This is a genomic window from Nocardia sichangensis, assembly GCF_047200615.1.
In the GTDB taxonomy this organism is placed as follows: domain Bacteria; phylum Actinomycetota; class Actinomycetes; order Mycobacteriales; family Mycobacteriaceae; genus Nocardia; species Nocardia sichangensis.
Window position 1 is genome coordinate 102545 of the sequence record NZ_JBJZOK010000026.1, and the last position, 16615, is coordinate 119159.

Genomic DNA, 16615 nt, shown 5'->3' on the forward strand with positions numbered 1-16615 from the left:
ATGGGACCGCTTGTGCCGCCGAGTGATCCGTCAGGAGGACGGTGCGTCGCCGTATACGGTCAACCAGATGGCGCGGCCCAGCGCCTCCGCCAGTGCGTCGTCGGTGACTCCCGACCCGGACGAGAAGCTCGCCGCGATCGCCCGCTCGACCATCGAGGTGAGCACGATGGCGGTGGCCTGCGGGTCGATCGCCGGGCTGATCCGGCCCTCGGCCAGCTCGGTCTCCAATCGCGATCGCACCACTCGAACGAACTCGGCGACCCGCCCGCGCCAATACGCGCCGACGTCACGGTCATAGGCGGCCACCTCGCTCAGCGCCAGCAGCAGGGAGCGGTGCTCGCGGAAGCCCGCGATCATGGTTCGCACGGCGGCCACCACACCGGCCTGCCGCCCGCTGTGCTCGGCGAGCCACCAGCGCTCGGCGGCCTCGAACAGATCGGCCGTGGCCAATTCCGCCATCCTGATCAGCAGCTGACTCTTGTCCGGGAAGTACCGGTAGAACGTCGAGCGGGCCGACTGCGACGCGGCGGCGATCCGGTGGACGGCGATCTCGGTGTAGGGCGTGCCATCGGCGAGCAACTCCTCCACCGCGGCGAGGACACGTCGTTCGAATTCCGCGCGCCGGTCGTCGACCGGTTTCCGCGCGCTTCTGGGGACTCGGGTCAGCGAGGGCATCCGGCTCCTCTCTGCGGCGCGGCGGCCGCCTTACTCGGCTGTGCCGGTCGGGTGCGTCCCACCATGGCGTCCATTCTGCCGACACGGCACCGATATTGACATTCGGGCACCCACGGCTCACGATCGATCGGACACAGTGTCCGAGACTATGCGACCGAGGTGTTCGGGGATGCGCGGATCCTCCGCTCCGGCAATCGAGTACACCGACGTGGTGGTGGTCGGCGCGCGCTGCGCGGGCTCCGCGGCCGCCATCGCGTTCGCCACGGCAGGGCGGGACGTCGTCGCGCTGGACTCGGCGCGCTTTCCGTCCGACACCCTCTCGACGCACCTGCTGTGGCCCGCGGGCCTGGCCGAACTGCGCCGCGTGGGCGCTCTCGAGCGCGTCCTTCGGCTCGGCGCGCCCCCGCTGACCACGGCCTTCGCCGATGGTGACGGCCTTCAGGTCCGGTCGTCGTTCACACCGGTGGACGGCATCGGCCACGCGATGTGCGTGCGGCGCACCGGATTGGACGCCGCGCTGGTGGCCACCGCCGTCGCGGCCGGAGCGCGGATCCGAGAGGGCGTCCGGGTCACCGACCTGGTGTGGTCCGGCGGTCGCTGCGTCGGCGTCCGCTACACCGAAGCCGGTGGCGTGCACGAGGTGCGCGCCCGCTTGATCGTCGGGGCGGACGGCCGCCGCAGTACGGTGGCCCGGCTCGTCGGCGCCGCCCGGCCCCGGTTGTCCGCACCGAGCGGGCGGGACTGCTACTTCGCGTACTGGCACGACGGCGCAACCGACCAGCGGCACGTCGCCGCGCAATGGCGTTGCGGTCCCGACCTCGGCACCGCGTTCCCCTGCGACGACGGTCTGCTGCTCAGCCTGGTCCAACCGCCCGCGCAGCCTCCCGAGCCGGGCGCCGGTCGGGCCGAGCTCCGGTATCAGGAGGCCATCGACCGACTACCGGGTCTTGGGCTGCGGCTGCGCGACTGCCGCAGAGTCGGGCGGGTGCGTGCGGCCACCGGCCTGGCGTCCTACTTCCGGCGCTCGACCGGGCCGGGCTGGGCGCTGCCGGGTGACGCGGGCCATTTCAAGGACCCGGTGACCGCGCAGGGCATACGCGACGCCTTGCGCTACGGCCGGTTGCTCGGCGAACTCGCCGCACCCGCCCTCGACGACACCGCTCATCTCGACATCGTCCTGACCGCGTGGGAACAGCTGCGCGATCGCGAGTGCCTAGGCGTCTACCAATGGACCAACCGCCTGGCCCGGGGCACGGCGATGCGCCCGCTGGAGTTCGAGCTCTACCGCAAGGCCGCCGGCGACCCCGTGCTGGCCGACCGGGTCACCGAAGTCTTCTCCCGCACCGTCGAACCGAAGGACGTCTTCACTCCCGCACGCGCCGCAGCGTTCGCGGCGGGAGCGCTGCGCGACTCGTGGCGGGCACCGTGGCCCGTCCTCGCCGACCTGGTCGGCGAATGCCGCGACACGGTCTCCGAACGAAGGGAAGCCCGGGCCTTCACCAGCACCGGGCCCGCCGACGCCATCCCGTCCCGGCCGCCGCGAGACAGTCTCGCGGCATCTTCAGGAGATCGACATGCATGACCCGCGCCCTCGGCCGACCCTGGACCTCACCCGCCGCGACCTGCTGCGCGGCGCGCTCGCGGCCGGAGTATCCATCGCCGCCGCCCCCGCCCACGCCGCACCACCGGGAGTACGCCGAACGCCAGGACTACGCACCGGCGGAAAGTCGGTCGCGGTACTGGGCGGCGGAGTCGCCGGGCTCTCGGCGGCACACGAACTGATCGAACGCGGCTACGAGGTCACCGTGTACGAACCGGCGTTCCTCGGCGGCAAGGCACGCAGTATGGGCGTGCCGGGCACCGGCGCCGACGGCCGCGCGGACCTGCCCGGCGAGCACGGCTTCCGGTTCTTCCCCGGCTGCTATCAGAATCTTCCGGACACCATGCGCCGAATTCCGTTCCCCGGCAATGCCGATGGCGTGGCGGGCAACCTGGTTCGCGTCGAGGGTACGGTCGCGGGATTCCGCGGCAGGCCGCCACTGTTCGCACCGGTCGATTTCGGGGGCATCGACCAACTCACACCACAGCGCATACAGAACACGCTGATCGGCGCCTTCGGCTTCATCCCCGAACTGCCCCCGGCCGAACTGGCGTTCTTCGCCAAACAGATGGCCGTCTGGTTCACCTCGTGCACCGAACGGCGGTTCGGGCAATGGGAATACGTGACGTGGGAACAAATCCTGCGCGCCGAAGGCAAGTCGGCGGCCTACCGCGAATACCTCGTCAGCGCCCTCACCCGCATCACCGTCGCGGCCAAACCCCAGTCGAGTTCGGCCCGCACGATCGGCACCATCGGGGAGGCCCTGGTCCTGGCGGGAACAGGGGCGATCCCGCAATACTCCGCCGGTATCGACCGTATTCTCAACCGCCCCACCAACGAAGCCTGGATCGATCCGTGGGTGACGCACCTGCGGTCGCGGGGCGTGCGATTCGTGCTGGGGCAGCGGGCGAGGCGGTTGGAGCTGCGAGACGGCCGGATCGCCTCGGCAATCGTCACCGATCCCAGCGGCCGCTCCAGCGCGGTCACCGCGGACTGGTATCTGTGCGCGATGCCGGTGGACAAGGCGGTCGCGCTACTGAGCGACGAGATCATCGACGCCGACCCGCATCTGGCGGGCATGCGCGAACTCCGGACCGATTGGATGGTCGGCATCCAGTACTACCTCTCCCGCCCGACCGAATTGCCGGAAGGCCACATCGCCGCGCTCGGCTCGCCGTGGGCGCTCACCGCCTTGCGTCAAGCGCCGATGTGGGTAGGCGACTTCGCCGCCCGGTACGGCGACGGCACCGTGCGGGAATGCCTTTCGGTGGACATCTCCGACTGGGACTCCCCCGGCATCCGCTTCCACCGAACGGCCAAACAGTGCACCGCCGCCGAGATCGCCGAAGAGGTGTGGGCACAGCTGAGCGAATGGCTCAACACCGGCACGGGCTGGCTGCGTCCCGAGGACATCCGCTCCTGGCATCTGGACCCCGGAGTCAGCTGGACCGCGAGCGGCATCCACAACGAAACCCCACTGCTGGTCAACACCGTCGGCTCCTACGACCATCGCCCGGAGGCCCGCTGCGCTGTGCCGAACCTCTTCTTCGGCGGCGACCACGTGCGCAACAACATCGACCTCGCCACCATGGAGGGCGCCAACGAATCCGGCCGCGCCGCCACGAACGCGATCCTCGATGCCGCCGACGATCCCGCGCCCCGCGTCGCGGTCTTTCCCTTGGTGTCCCTGCCGGTCTTCGACCCGTGGAAACGCATCGACGCCGACCGCTACCGCGCCGGACTGCCGCACCTGCTCGACGTGTGAGCGGCCCGCTCCCATGGAGCCTGAGCCGCGGCCGCGCGAATCAGGGCAGCCCTAGGATGCCTCGGCGGCGGTCATGCTCGTGGTGGTCAGGATCGTCTGTGCGACCAGCTCGGGGTCGTCGATCATCGGAACGTGCCCGGTGTCCGGCAGAACGGAGAACGCGGCCTCGGGCAGCCGCGCCCGCGCGATCGGTAAGTGGACCTGCGCGGGCAGCACACGATCGTGCTCCGACCAGGCCACCGTGATCGGGCACGGCAACGGGTCCAGCGCGGCGATCTGTTCGTCGGTGCCGAGCAGATCGGCGGTGACGGTGCAGCCGAGCAGGTCCCGGAGGAACGTCATGGCCTGCGCCGCGCAGGCGCGATCACCGTGGACGGCGATGTTGCGCAACGCCGTTCGCCGCACCACCGCGCTGCGCAGGCCCACCGGGGCGAGGAAGCCGAGCAGCCGCCCGGTGCTCACCTCGCGGGCGATGCGGCGGGTCGCGGCCGAACGGCTTCGGTCCCCGGCTTCCCAGAAGCCCGCTGGCGAGAGCGCGCAGACGGTCTCGGCTCGCCCGCGCCGGGCCAATTCGATGGCCATCCAGCCGCCCAGCGAATTACCCGCGACGTGTACCCGGCGCAGTCCGAGCCCGTCCAGCCGCCGTTCGATGTCGTCCACCAAGTGCTCGACCCGCGCCGGACGCCGCAGGGCCTGCGGTCCGCCCCGATGCCCGACCGCGGTCGGCGTGATCACCTCGTGCCGCGCGGCGAGCAAGGGTGTGACGTCATCCCACACCCGTTCGGACATCGTGACACCGTGCAGGAGAACGAGCGGGGGCTTGCTGGGCATTGGCGTCCCTTCGAATTCGTAGTGCGGTCTCGAAGGTGGATACCACAACCTCACCTATGGGGGCAGCGGAAACCCCGACTTCACCGGGCGATCGCCGGAGTTTGCTCTCCGCAACGCTGCTCGCCGAGCGGGTATCGCCGCCACCCCCGTCCCACCCACACCGGCGGACCACGATTCCCGCACGCCGGAGTAGTGACATGCCACAATGTTCGCCCGGTCAGACGGCTTCCGGACGCCAGGTGGCGACCGCCCAGATCACGACGATGTTCAGCGCGATCACCAGGATCGACCACGCCGGGTAGTACGGCAGCCACAGGAAGTTCGCGATGATCGACAGCGCGGCCAGGCAGATCGCCACCACCCGCGCCCAAGTCGCACCGGTCATCAAGCCCAGCGCCGCGATGACCAGGAGGATGCCGAGCACGATGTGGATCCAGCCCCACGTCGTAGTGTCGAACTTGTAGACGTAGTCGGCGCCGACGACGATGAGTTCGTCCTCGGCGACGGCGGAGATCCCCTCGAAGATCGACAGCACACCGACGGTGAGCAGCAGGATCGCGGCCGCGATGGACGTGCCCGCCGCGATGCCACGGCGAACGGGGTGTGCCTCCGGTTCGGTCATGTGCGTCATCGGTCGCCCCCTTTCTCGGGAAGTAATGGACGCCTTCCGAATCTCCACCAGTCGCCCCGTCCAGCACTTCACCCGTTTCGGATGACTCCGATACTTCGTGTTCGCGCGAAATGAAAGTTCCATAACGACGACACACGATCTGATCGAGCGGACTTCGCACCGGGTATGTTCCGCTACCGAGGCGCGGTAGTGATCTGCCAGCACACGGCCCGGGAGGCACGGTGACCACATCGCACGTCCCCGCTCTACGCCGCATCCCCGCCGCGGCGCGGTCCGCTGCCGAAATACCGGCGTTGCCGTTCACCCCGATTCCCCGGCCCGATCTGTACGCCGCCGCCGACAGCATGTCCGGCACCGGGCACGTACTACTGCTGCGCGCACCCGCCGGGACCGGGAAGTCGGTGCTGGCGGCCGACTGGGCGGCCCGGCACGCCGCGGGCGGATCCGATGTCGCCTGGCTGACCGTCACCGAGCAGCTCGACGACGCGACGTCGCTGTGGACGGTGCTGCACGAGCGGTTCGAGATCGCGACCACGACCGACGCCTGCCCCCCTGCCGCGTACGCCGCGGCGCTCGTCGAGACACTGGCCGCGCGCACGACGCCGACGATCCTCGTGCTCGACGACGCTCATCTGCTCACCGATCCGCTCCTGCTCGCGGGTATCGAATATTTCCTGCACCACGCGCCGCCCACCGTCACGACGATGCTGTGCGCCCGCTCGGCTCCGCCGATCCGCTGGCACGTCCTGGAACTGCACGCGCGGCTGACCCGCTGGGGCGCGGGCGAACTCGCCTTCACCGCGGACGAGATCGACGCGCTGTGCCGCCACCACGGGTGCGAACTCACCGGCGCCGAACTCGATGCGCTCGGCGCCCTGACCCGGGGCTGGGCCGCGCTCGTGCGCATCGCCGCCATCCATCTGGCCGCCGGATCCGACGACCGCGCCGCGGCGCTCGCCGTTCTCGCCCGCCCGGCGCGCGCGGTCACCGATTTCCTGCTCGGGGAACTCGTCGAGGTACTGCCGCCCACGCTGCGCCGGTTCCTCACCTGCACCAGCATTCCCGTCGCGTTCACCGAGCACCTCGCCGACGAACTCGTGGGCGGCGGTGCGGGGCACTCGCTGCACGAACTCGACCTGATCGGCTTCCCGATCGACTCGGTCGTGCGCGACGGCGACGTCTGGTTCTCCTGTCATCCGCTGGTGCGCGCCTATTTCCTCGCCGAAGCTCGCCGCCTCGGGCCGCACGTGTGCGCGGAACTGCATCGCCGGTCGGCCCGCTGGTTGCGGACCGCGGGGCTGCCCGAGACCGCGCTGCCGCATCAGCTCGCGAGCGCGGACCACGAGCAACTGTGCGAATTCTTGTCGGCGTGCGCGCTGCGCATGGTTCTCGACGGCACGGGCCGGACGCTGTTCGATCATCTGGCCCGTTCGGCGCCGGCGTTGCTCGACGACCCCTTTCTCTGGCTGGTGCGCGTCGTCGACGCTCTCGTCGCGGGCAGCGCGGCCGCCGCGGTGGCGTGCCTGGACACCGCGGCGGCGCGGCGCGCGGCCAAGGCCTCCTTCGCCGACGCGCAGCGGCTGGACGCGCTCACCCTCGCCGCGACCATCGACGTCGCGGCGACCACCGGGGCGGTGCTGCCCGAGTCTCCGGAGGACGTCGCGCCGACCGGCGATCCCGATCTCGACGCGTACACCGAGATCCAGATCGCCACCGCCTTCGTCGCGGGCGGCGCGGTCACGCGTGGAGAACAGTTGCTGCACTCCGGGCTCGCGCTGGCCGAGCACGCGGGGCGCCCTCGCCTGGTGCTGCGTGCGCTGACCCGGCTGGCGTTCGCCGCCGACGCCGTCGACGCCGCCACCGCGATGCGGGACCGCGCGGCGCGCGCGCTGGCGATCGCGGAGGAACACGGGCTGCTGGAGACCACCGACGCCGTCCAGGCGACCGCCGTGGCCGCCTACGGCGCCTACCTGCAAGGCGAGACGCCGGGCGCGGCGCAGATCGCGTCGGTGCTCACCGAGCGGGTCGACCACGACGGATCCCACGGTCCGGTCGCGGGATGGCGCGCGCACGTCGTGGGCCGCCTGCTCGACCTCGAGCGAGCCGAGGAGCAGTCGGCCGCGGTCGACGCGCTGCGCCGCAGCCTGCTCGTCCTGCTCGAGCACAAGGCGGTGCCCGCGGCGACCGGCAGCCTGATCCTGCCGGTGGTGTGGGCGCTGCTGCGCGTGCACGATGCCAGGACGGCGCAACTGCTGGTCGAACGCGCCCGCGGTATCGTCGGCGAACTGCCCGAGGTGCGGTTGGCCGATGCGGCACTGCACACCGCGGCCGATCGTCGCAAGGCGACCTGCGCGGTGCTCGAACCACTGCTGGACCGCGCGGGCGAGCTGCGTCCGGTCAGCGCGGTCACCGGGTGGCTGCTCTACTCCGCGGCACAGCACGAGTCCCGCGCTCCGGCCAAAGCCCTCGCCGCGCTGGAGAACGCGCTGGGTTCCGCGACACCGCACCGGCTGCTGCGGCCGTTCCTCGACGTGCCCGCCGCGATGCCCTTGCTGGACAGCTACGCGGGCCGTCTCGGCCGGGCGGAGAGCTTCGCGGAGTCGATCCGCCGTCATCCCGCGGCGCGGCGCAGGCCTGCCTACCCCGCCTTGACCCACACCGAGATGACCGTGCTCAAGCAGTTGCCCTCCGGTCGCACCGCCCAGCAGATCGCCGAGGACCTCGGCGTCTCGGTCAACACCGTGAAGACCCACCTGCGCGGCATCTACGGCAAGCTGGGCACCAATTCCCGCGTCGACGCGCTGCATCACGCTCGCCGCGGCGGCCTGCTCTGACGCCGCATCCGCTCGCGCGACGCCTTCCCGTCGCCGTACGCGGCTTTACGCTGATGTATGGCCCTCTCACGTCGGGAACTGTTCCGGTTCGGCGCCGCGGGGTCTGCCGCGGTCCTGGCGGGCACCGCAGCGGCGGGTAGTGCCCGATTTCCGGCCCCGCGCCGGCTCGGCGATCCGTTCTCGCTCGGCGTCGCGTCCGGCGATCCCGCCCCCGACGGTGTGGTGCTGTGGACGCGGCTGGCCCCCGACCCGCTGGCGCCCGACGGCCTCGGCGGCATGCCGCTGCACCCGGTCACGGTCGACTACGAGGTCGCCGACGACGAGTACTTCCGCCGCGTGGTGGCACGTGGATCGGCGGTGGCCACTCGCGCACTCGGCCACAGCGTGCATCCGGAGGTGCACGGGCTGACCCCGGATCGCTGGTATTTCTACCGGTTCCGGGCGGGGTCGGCCGTGTCGCCGGTAGGACGGACCCGCACCGCCCCGGCGCCCGGCCAGGCCCTGGCGCGGCTGCGCTTCGCTTTCGCCTCCTGCCAGTCCTGGAGTTCCGGCTACTACACCGCCTACGAGCACATGAGCCGGGAAGACCTGGATCTGGTCGTGCATCTGGGCGACTACATCTACGAGCGGGCCTGGCTGCGTGGGCGGGCGGGCGTCACGATGGGTCCCCACTTTCGCGACGAAGCCGTCGACCTGCCCGGCTACCGGCTGCGCTACGCGCTCTACAAATCCGAGCAACCGCTGCGCGCCGCGCACGCCGCGTTCCCGTGGCTGGTCACCATGGACGACCACGAGGTCGACAACAACTGGGCCGGTGACGCGCCCGGCATCGGCCTCGACATCTGGCGGGTGCCCGCCCTGTTCCGCGGGCGCCGCGCCGCCGCCTTCCAGGCCATGTACGAGCACCAGCCGCTGCGCCTGGCGCAGTCACCGTCCGCGGCGGGCATCCGGCTGCATCGCCGTTTCCGGTTCGGCGACCTCGCGGAGATCACCATGCTCGATACCCGCCAGTACCGCACCCCGCAGGCCTGCGGCGGCGCCGTGGTCAGCGGCTGCGCCGAGCGCTTCTCCCCTGACCGCACGATCCTCGGTGCGGCACAACGCGATTGGCTGATCGACGGTCTGACCCACTCCCCGGCTCGCTGGCAGGTCCTCGGTAACCAGGTGGGCATGAGCCAGAACGACTCCGACCCCGGTCCGTGGGTCGCCGTCTCCACCGACGCGTGGGACGGATACGTCGCCGACCGCAACGCGGTGCTGGGCGCCGCCGCGGCGCGCGGCGCCGGAAACCTGGTGGTGATCACCGGCGACCGGCACGAGAACCAGGCCGCCGACCTGCGGCGCGACTACTCCGATCCCGGATCACCGGTTGTGGCGGCGGAATTCACCGGTACCTCGATCACCAGCAACGGCGACGGAGTGGACCTGAGCGACAAGGGCCGCGGTCTGCTCGCGGCGAATCCGGACGTCAAGTTCTTCAACGCCCAGCGTGGGTACGTCCGGGTGGAACTCGATCACAGGTTGTGGCGCAACGACTTTCGTGTCGTGCCCTATGTCCGCTATCCCGGCGCGCCGATCCGTACCCGCGCCAGTTACATCGTCCAGGACGGCATTCCTGGTGTCACCGAGGCGTGGAGTTCCGGCGATTCCCCTGCGCCGCCGTCGGCGCCCGATGCCGTCAGCCGCGCCGACGCCGAGCCCGGCCCGCGCTGACCCGGCGCCCCGGGGTTCACCCGGTCGCCGACTCCGCACGCAGGATCAGCACGGTGATCTCGCTCGGGGCGAACACCCGCAGCTGCGGACCCCAGAATCCCGTGCCCCGGCTGGTGTAGAGCTGAGTGCGCTCGCCGTGGCGGCTCAGCCCGGCCACGACGGGCTGCTCGAGGCGAACCAGATAGTGGAACGGCCAGATCTGGCCGCCGTGGGTGTGGCCGGAGATCTGCAACGCCACTCCCGCGGCCGCGGCCTCCGCGACCTGCCTGGGCTGGTGGGCGAGCAAGACGACCGGAACGTCCGGGTCCGCCCCTGCGAGCGCGGCGGGCAGGTCGGGGCCGTGACCGGTCAAGCCGATGCCGGTTGGGTCGTCGATGCCCGCGATCACCAGGCGGTCGTCGCCGCGGCGCACGACCTCGTGCTGATTGTGCAACGGCTGCCAGCCGAGTGCGGCCATGTGCTCGATCCAGCCCTGCGCGTCGCCGAAATACTCGTGATTGCCGGTGATGTAGAACCGGCCGAGTTCGGCCTCGACCTTGCCGAGCGGATCGACCTGCGCGTGCCGCTTCGCCACCGATCCGTCCGCGAGGTCGCCCGCGTGGCAGGCGATGTCGGGCCGTTGCGCGTTGACCACCTCGACCACGCGTTCCGACCAGCGCAGCCGGTTCAGCGCGGCGTAATGGGTGTCGGTCACGACGACCACGCGCAGTCCGTCCAGCGCGGAGCCGAGACCTGGAATCGCGACATCCACCGTGCGTACCCGCGGCACCCGGCGCGCCTCGATCACACCCCACACCACCAGCACCGTCGCGGCCGCGAGCACGCCCGCCGCGACGATCCGCGAGCGAGCCGGGTCGTTTACGCCCGCGACGGTCAATCCCGCGCGCGCCAGATTGCCCAGCACCGACCAGCTGAACAGCACCCACATGACGCCCAGCAAGGTGTCGCCGACGATCGAGGCCGCGTCCGACTGCACGGGGCCGTGGCCGAGATACATCGCCGCGGGCAGGCACGCGAACCCGAGCAGGAACAGTGCCGAACCCAGCCAGAACAGCGGGCCGGATTCGTCGGTGGTCGCCGCAACCAGCGTCCACCAGGGCAGCAGGAACAAGACAGCGGGAATCGCCAGGAACAAGATCAGGCGGGGCACAAACTTCAAGAGGGCTCGTCCTCGTGCGCGGGTGTAGCGCGCGGTCCCTCTCCGGCGCCATGGGCGCTTTCGACCATAGCAGCGGTCATGCCACACCGAGCCGCTCGGCGGCCACGGTGAGATCCTTGTCCCCGCGGCCGGACAGGCACAGCACGATCAGCGAGCCCGCGGGAATCTCACCGCGGTCGGCCATCTCCATCAGATAGCCCACGGCGTGGGCGGATTCCAATGCCGCGAGGATTCCTTCGGTATGGCTGAGTGCCTGCATGCCGCGCAGCGCCACCGCGTCGGTGGCGGCCCGATAGGTCACCCGGCCGCTGTCCTTCAAATGGCTCAGCTCGGGACCGACACCCGGATAGTCCAGTCCCGCCGCGATGCTGTGCGTCCGCGCGATCTGGCCGTCCTCGTCCTGCAGCAGATAGCTGTAGGAGCCGTCGATCTCACCCGGACTGCCCATGCAGAGGGTCGCCGCGTGCTCGCCGGTGTCCACCCCCCGCCCGGCCGCTTCGACGCCGATCAGCCGCACCTGTGGATCGTCGGCGAACGGATGGAAGACCCCGATCGCATTGCTGCCGCCGCCGACACAGGCCAGGACGTAATCGGGCAGCCTGCCCTCGACGCGCGCGATCTGGTTCCTGGTCTCCGTGCCGATCACCGTTTGGAAATCCCGCACGATCCGCGGGTACGGCGCGGGCCCCGCCGCGGTGCCGAACAGGTAGTGGGTGGTGTCCACGGTGGACACCCAGTCGCGGACCGACTCGCTGATCGCCTCCTTCAGTCTGCGCGAGCCGATGTCGACCGGCCGCACCTCGGCGCCGAGCAGCCGCATCCGCATCACGTTCGACGCCTGGCGGCGCATGTCCTCGGTTCCCATGTAGACCACACAGGTCAATCCGAGCATCGCCGACACCGTGGCGACCGCGACGCCGTGCTGCCCCGCGCCGGTCTCGGCGACGATCCGCTTCTTGCCCATCCGCCGCGCCAGCAACGCCTGCCCGATGGCGTTGTTGATCTTGTGGGCGCCCGTGTGGGCCATGTCCTCGCGCTTGAGATACACGCGGGCGCCCGGCACACCCAGCAACTCTCCGAAGCGCCGTACCTGATGCAGCAGCGTGGGCCGACCGACCCGGTCCCGCAACAATTCTCGATACTCGGCCAGGAACCCGGGGTCTTCTCGCGCGAGGCGATAGGCGTCCTCCAGATCCAGCAGCGCGGCCATCAGGCCCTCGGGGACGAATCTGCCGCCGAACACGCCGAACCGCCCGCGTTCGTCGGGGAACTTCTCGTGCCGGGATGCGCTCACCGCCACGTCAAGGTCAATCCTCATCAACACCAACGCTTTCACCGCCAAAGAGCCGACGGGTCAGTCTGTTCCGCTAGCGCTAGCACAACCCGACGGGTTGGCAACAAGCGAGTTAACAGACTAAATCGTTCGGATGGCTAAGGCTTCTCACTGGTGGAGGCGATCGGCGCGGGCGGGCTCCCGGTGCTTGGCTACCGGGCGGCAGGCACGGTGGCGGAGATCTGAGCGACCAGCTGCCACGGCCGCTCGGTGTCGGTGGTGGCCTTGCCGCTGGTGAGGATCGCCCCGGACAGCCCACGAGCCGGATCGGCCCACCCGTACTGGGTGGTCAATCCGCTGCGCCCGAAGTGCGACCCGGTGTCGCGGCCGAATTTCGACCTGCGCCCGCCGAGTTCGAACCCCGCCCGGCTGACACGTCCGGCGACACCGGGTATCCAGCGAGCCGGGCGCACCGCCTCGGCCAAGGTCTCCGGCCTGATGATGCGCCGTCCGTCCGGTGCGCCGCGCGTGAGGATCTCGTAGAACCGCGACAACTCCGACGCGGTGGTGATCAGATTGCCCGACGGCAGCTCGGCGGTTAGGAAGGCGTCGGTCGCCGAGCGCGACGCCCGGTCCATTCGTCCGCCGATGGCCTTGCTCGCCAGAAAGGTCGCCGTGCGCGACGGAGCCGGACCGGTTTTCACGCTCGGCACGACTTTGCCGACGTCCTCGGGTCGCACACCGAAATTGGTCCAGCGGAAATCGAACGGCTCGAGCACCTGCTCGGCGAGATGGTCCCGCATCCGCTTGCCGGTGGCGCGCTGCACCAGCAGCCGCAGGATCAACCCGATGGTCAGCGCGTGGTACACGCGGAACCGTCCCGGCTTCCAACTCGGGACCAGGTCGGCCAGCCCACGCACGGCCAGTTCCTCGTCGAGTACCAGATCGACGCCTTGATACGGCGGTGTGACGAAGGGGATCCCGGCGGAGTGCGAAAGTACGTCACCGATCGTGATGGCGGCCTTGCCGTTCGACGCGAACTCGGGAATGTAGCCGGACACCGGCTCGTCGAGGGTGAACGCCCCCTGCTCGACGAGCATGAACATCAGCGCTCCGGCAACGCCCTTCGCGGTCGAGAAGCCGCAGAACGGCGTGTCCGGGGTAGCCGGGATCTTGACCGCGTCCGGCCCGTCGCCCGGCGCGTTGCCCCAGCCGTGCCCGATGGCGCGATTCAGGACGATCCTGCCCTCGCGGCGCAGGCAGACCTGGATCGCCGGAGTCGTGCCCAAGCGGTACCACGCCTGCACCGCCGCCCACAGCGCCTCCACGCCGGCGCGGCCGATCCCGGTCGCCGCGGGATCGTCTTCAGGGCCTCGGGTCGTCACGGCCTCCAGGTCGTCGACGATCGCCACCGATCCCGCCGTTGGTGCGCTCACCCGGCCAGCTTATCGACCGGCCGCGGGTGCCGCCGCCCCGCCGATCACGGCGGCGGCACACCGATCGGGGTCAGCGGCTGTTCAGCCAGCTCTCCTTCAGCTTCGCGTGGTTGTCCCACCAGGCCTGAACCGCTGCCGGGTCGGCGTTCCAGGGTGGCGGTGGCGACTCGCCCGGGAACAGGAAGGTGTCGTTGGGGGCGGCGGCGGTCGTCGGTTCGGGGTATTCCGTCGTGGTGCGCGGGTGCGGCGGCGGTTGCTGCTCGGCCGGCGGCGGTTCGGGGCCAGGGGGCACCGGCAGAGGCAGTTGAGCTTGCGCGTTCGCGGGACGCGGCGCCGGCGGCTCAGGATACGGCTCCGGGGTGACCGCCGCCTCCGGAACGATGGACACGGGCGCCCGCTCCGCCGCCGGCGTCGGGGTCGCGAGCGCTGGATTCGGATCGACGGGCTGGGGGGCGGTGAGGGACGCCTCCGCGGGGCCGCCGATCGCGGCGTCGGCCGGACGGTCCTCCCGCGCCTGCGCGACCGCGATCGCGGCTCCGCCCAGCAGTGCGGCGACGGCGGCCCCGGCGAGGATGACTCGGCCGCCATGCCTGCGATCGGCCACTGCCGGTTCCGCCGCGCGCCGGAACGGAGCTGCGGCGACCAAGGCCGCACCGTAAGCGGCGGCGTTGGCATGGTCGGGCACCACGATGACCGGGGCGTCGAGCCCGGTCCGCAGCGCGGAGACCACGTCCGGGTCTCCCGCCGACGCGCCGCACAGCACCACGGCGTCGGGCCGCAGCGCGGCCGCCTCCAGGGCGGGCCTGATCCGGTCGACCGCCGAATCCGCGCTCTCGGCGTCGACGACACCGGACGACCATGTGCCGGAAACCAGGATCTCGCCCCGACTCGGCCCGGCCACGAGATACGACGTGTGATATCCGACGACCTCCGATACCAGCAACGTGTCGTACTCGCCGAGGCCCGGCATCTCCTCGAGCAGCGCGAGCAGCGCTGTCTTGGTCGACACCAGCGACGACGATCGCCACGCGGCCGACGAAAGTTGCGAGACGATTGCCCGCCGTTCGGCAACGGTGCGGTACGCGACCGCGACGTCATCGATTTCGGTGCGCGATCCCGCGGCGGACGTCAACGCGTCCAGCGTGGCGGCCACCGAGGCGGCGGTGGAGTGCTCGACGGGCTGTTCGATCTCGCGCAGCACGGCCGGGCGAGTGCCTCGTCGCGCCGTCGACGAGACCATCACACCGCGCACCACCGCCTGCTCCGCTGATATTCCGACTGTGGCCCTCATGAGATCACCTCTGCTCGACCGGTCTCGGTAAAGGTTCGTCACCGCGGCCGCCGGCGATCGGCTCCGGTCGGTGCACCGGACCACCCGTTCGCCGAGCGCCCACCGCACGAAATGGCGTCCGCGAAGACCGCTGGTCTCTTGGGCGCCGCTGGTAGATGCCACGCGATAGCTACCGACCACAATACGTTGGTCGACGCAGTCCGGATACGCCTTTGCGGCAGCGTCGTGCACTCTCGCGCTTGCGGCCGCCTTCGAGTGCGTGCGATCTCTTACCGAAGTAGGCTCCCGCCGCCGGGCGAACCATGATCCGGCCCAGCCGGACGCAATGTTCGAAGAACTCCTTCAGGCGCTCGGCGACTGCGCCCACACTCGGATCGGATTTCGCGCATCCCGCCGGCGGGTAAGCCGAGCGCAATGGGTCTGTTCATCCTCAGAACTACCGCCGTGACACCCCGCAGGCGGCATAGCGGCAGGCTCCGGATGCGAGCAGGTCGGTGTGTCGGGCAAGGGGTCAGCCCGCCGGAGGCGGCGGGGGCGGCCCGGGCAGTGGGATGACGATGCCGAAGGGCAGGGTGATCCCGGGCTGCGGCGTGGGTGTCGACTCCGCGTCGGGCACCGGTTCGGGTTCTGGTTCCGGCGCGGGCGGTGTGGTGATGGCAGGTTCGGGGTTGCGTGGTGCGCCGTCCCGCCGCGGAGCGTCGGGCGCGGGGCCCGTGGCGGTGTCCGCTCCGGGTTGCGTGCAGTCGACAGCTTCGGCACCGGCAGTTTGCGGAATGCCTTCGGCCTCGGCACTGTTCACGTCCGGGTCGGGGAGCTGCCCGGGGGCCGCGCCGTACCGTTGCCCCGGCGCCAAAGGGATGCGCCCCGTGCCGGGCTGTCCCGGTTGCGGCATCGGAGCAGGAACCGGTTGCGCGACACAGGGATTCACCGGCGGCGGAGGCGGGCAGAAGATCCCGCACGGGATCGGCGGCAAACCGGGAAGCGTGATCATCACCTGCGTCGGCGCGTACTGCCGCTGCGGCGGCGCCGACGTCTGCGGCGCCACTTCCGGCGCCTGCACCATCGTGGTGACCGCGCTCATGTCCGTGCCCGGCCCCACCGGCGGCAACGACCCCGGCGCCACCAGATCCGGCGACACCCGCACCTGCGTCGGCGAACCACCCGACCGATACGCCCGAGCCCAGCTCAACACATTCGCCGCATACGCCATCGAGTTGTTGTACCGCAACACCGCCCGCAACTCCTGCGCCGGATCCCGCAGATCCAAACCCCCCGCACACAAATACTTCCCCGCCGCCAACGCCGCATCGAACACATTGTGCGGATCGGCCACCCCGTCCCCATTACCATCCGCCGCATACGCCCCCCACGTCCCCGGCAAGAACTGCATCGGACCCACCGCCCGCA

12 protein-coding genes are annotated in these 16615 nt (G+C 70.7%); 4 read left to right on the forward strand and 8 right to left on the reverse strand.

The window, feature by feature from the left end:
* Positions 1–30 precede the first annotated feature (30 nt).
* Entirely contained in the window at positions 31–675 is a 645-nt protein-coding gene (locus ACL03I_RS29680) for a TetR/AcrR family transcriptional regulator (RefSeq protein WP_379255811.1), read from the reverse strand.
* 169 nt (positions 676–844) lie between these two features.
* On the opposite strand from ACL03I_RS29680, the gene ACL03I_RS29685 reads away from it, so the two are divergent.
* Entirely contained in the window at positions 845–2257 is a 1413-nt protein-coding gene (locus tag ACL03I_RS29685; protein ID WP_412807493.1) for an NAD(P)/FAD-dependent oxidoreductase, read from the forward strand.
* Positions 2250–4040, forward strand: a complete 1791-nt coding sequence (locus tag ACL03I_RS29690) for a hydroxysqualene dehydroxylase (RefSeq protein ID WP_412807494.1) — start codon at positions 2250–2252, stop codon at positions 4038–4040. The genes ACL03I_RS29685 and ACL03I_RS29690 overlap by 8 nt, the downstream gene beginning before the upstream one ends.
* Before the next feature lie 51 nt (positions 4041–4091).
* Here the strand turns inward: ACL03I_RS29690 and ACL03I_RS29695 are convergent, their stop codons facing one another.
* Both ACL03I_RS29695 and ACL03I_RS29700 read right to left on the reverse strand, forming a co-directional pair.
* On the reverse strand, positions 4092–4871 hold the full coding sequence (locus ACL03I_RS29695; protein ID WP_355080531.1) for an alpha/beta fold hydrolase: 780 nt from the start codon (positions 4869–4871) through the stop codon (positions 4092–4094).
* Between the two features lie 217 nt (positions 4872–5088).
* Complete coding sequence (locus ACL03I_RS29700; protein WP_355080529.1) at positions 5089–5502, reverse strand: DUF7144 family membrane protein; 414 nt, start codon at positions 5500–5502, stop codon at positions 5089–5091.
* Between the two features lie 221 nt (positions 5503–5723).
* Here ACL03I_RS29700 and ACL03I_RS29705 point away from each other — a divergent pair, with 221 nt between their 5' ends.
* Positions 5724–8336, forward strand: coding sequence for a LuxR C-terminal-related transcriptional regulator (locus ACL03I_RS29705; RefSeq protein ID WP_412807495.1), 2613 nt, complete (start codon positions 5724–5726; stop codon positions 8334–8336).
* A gap of 57 nt (positions 8337–8393) precedes the next feature.
* Positions 8394–10049, forward strand: coding sequence for an alkaline phosphatase D family protein (locus tag ACL03I_RS29710; RefSeq protein ID WP_412807496.1), 1656 nt, complete (start codon positions 8394–8396; stop codon positions 10047–10049).
* A 16-nt stretch (positions 10050–10065) separates the two neighbouring features.
* On the opposite strand, the gene ACL03I_RS29715 is transcribed toward ACL03I_RS29710, so the two are convergent.
* From ACL03I_RS29715 to ACL03I_RS29735, 5 genes are all read right to left on the reverse strand, one after another.
* A complete protein-coding gene (locus tag ACL03I_RS29715) occupies positions 10066–11208 on the reverse strand; it encodes a metallophosphoesterase (RefSeq protein ID WP_412807497.1) in 1143 nt (380 codons plus the stop codon).
* Between the two features lie 76 nt (positions 11209–11284).
* Positions 11285–12526, reverse strand: coding sequence for a tryptophan synthase subunit beta (gene trpB / locus ACL03I_RS29720; protein WP_356965971.1), 1242 nt, complete (start codon positions 12524–12526; stop codon positions 11285–11287).
* A 167-nt stretch (positions 12527–12693) separates the two neighbouring features.
* Positions 12694–13917, reverse strand: a complete 1224-nt coding sequence (locus ACL03I_RS29725; protein WP_412807498.1) for a serine hydrolase — start codon at positions 13915–13917, stop codon at positions 12694–12696.
* 70 nt (positions 13918–13987) lie between these two features.
* Entirely contained in the window at positions 13988–15208 is a 1221-nt protein-coding gene (locus ACL03I_RS29730) for a hypothetical protein (protein WP_412807499.1), read from the reverse strand.
* A 511-nt stretch (positions 15209–15719) separates the two neighbouring features.
* On the reverse strand, positions 15720–16615 hold an 896-nt coding region (locus ACL03I_RS29735; RefSeq protein ID WP_412807500.1), incomplete at its 5' end, for a lytic transglycosylase domain-containing protein.

Excerpts from the sequence above, each read along its gene's own strand:
- ACL03I_RS29680 (WP_379255811.1), bottom strand. The coding sequence starts at position 675 with ATGCCCTCGCTGACCCGAGTCCCCAGAAGCGCGCGGAAACCGGTCGAC.
- ACL03I_RS29685 (WP_412807493.1), top strand. The coding sequence starts at position 845 with ATGCGCGGATCCTCCGCTCCGGCAATCGAGTACACCGACGTGGTGGTG.
- ACL03I_RS29690 (WP_412807494.1), top strand. The coding sequence starts at position 2,250 with ATGCATGACCCGCGCCCTCGGCCGACCCTGGACCTCACCCGCCGCGAC.
- ACL03I_RS29695 (WP_355080531.1), bottom strand. The coding sequence starts at position 4,871 with ATGCCCAGCAAGCCCCCGCTCGTTCTCCTGCACGGTGTCACGATGTCC.
- ACL03I_RS29700 (WP_355080529.1), bottom strand. The coding sequence starts at position 5,502 with ATGACGCACATGACCGAACCGGAGGCACACCCCGTTCGCCGTGGCATC.
- ACL03I_RS29710 (WP_412807496.1), top strand. The coding sequence starts at position 8,394 with ATGGCCCTCTCACGTCGGGAACTGTTCCGGTTCGGCGCCGCGGGGTCT.
- trpB (WP_356965971.1), bottom strand. The coding sequence starts at position 12,526 with ATGAGGATTGACCTTGACGTGGCGGTGAGCGCATCCCGGCACGAGAAG.
- ACL03I_RS29730 (WP_412807499.1), bottom strand. The coding sequence starts at position 15,208 with ATGAGGGCCACAGTCGGAATATCAGCGGAGCAGGCGGTGGTGCGCGGT.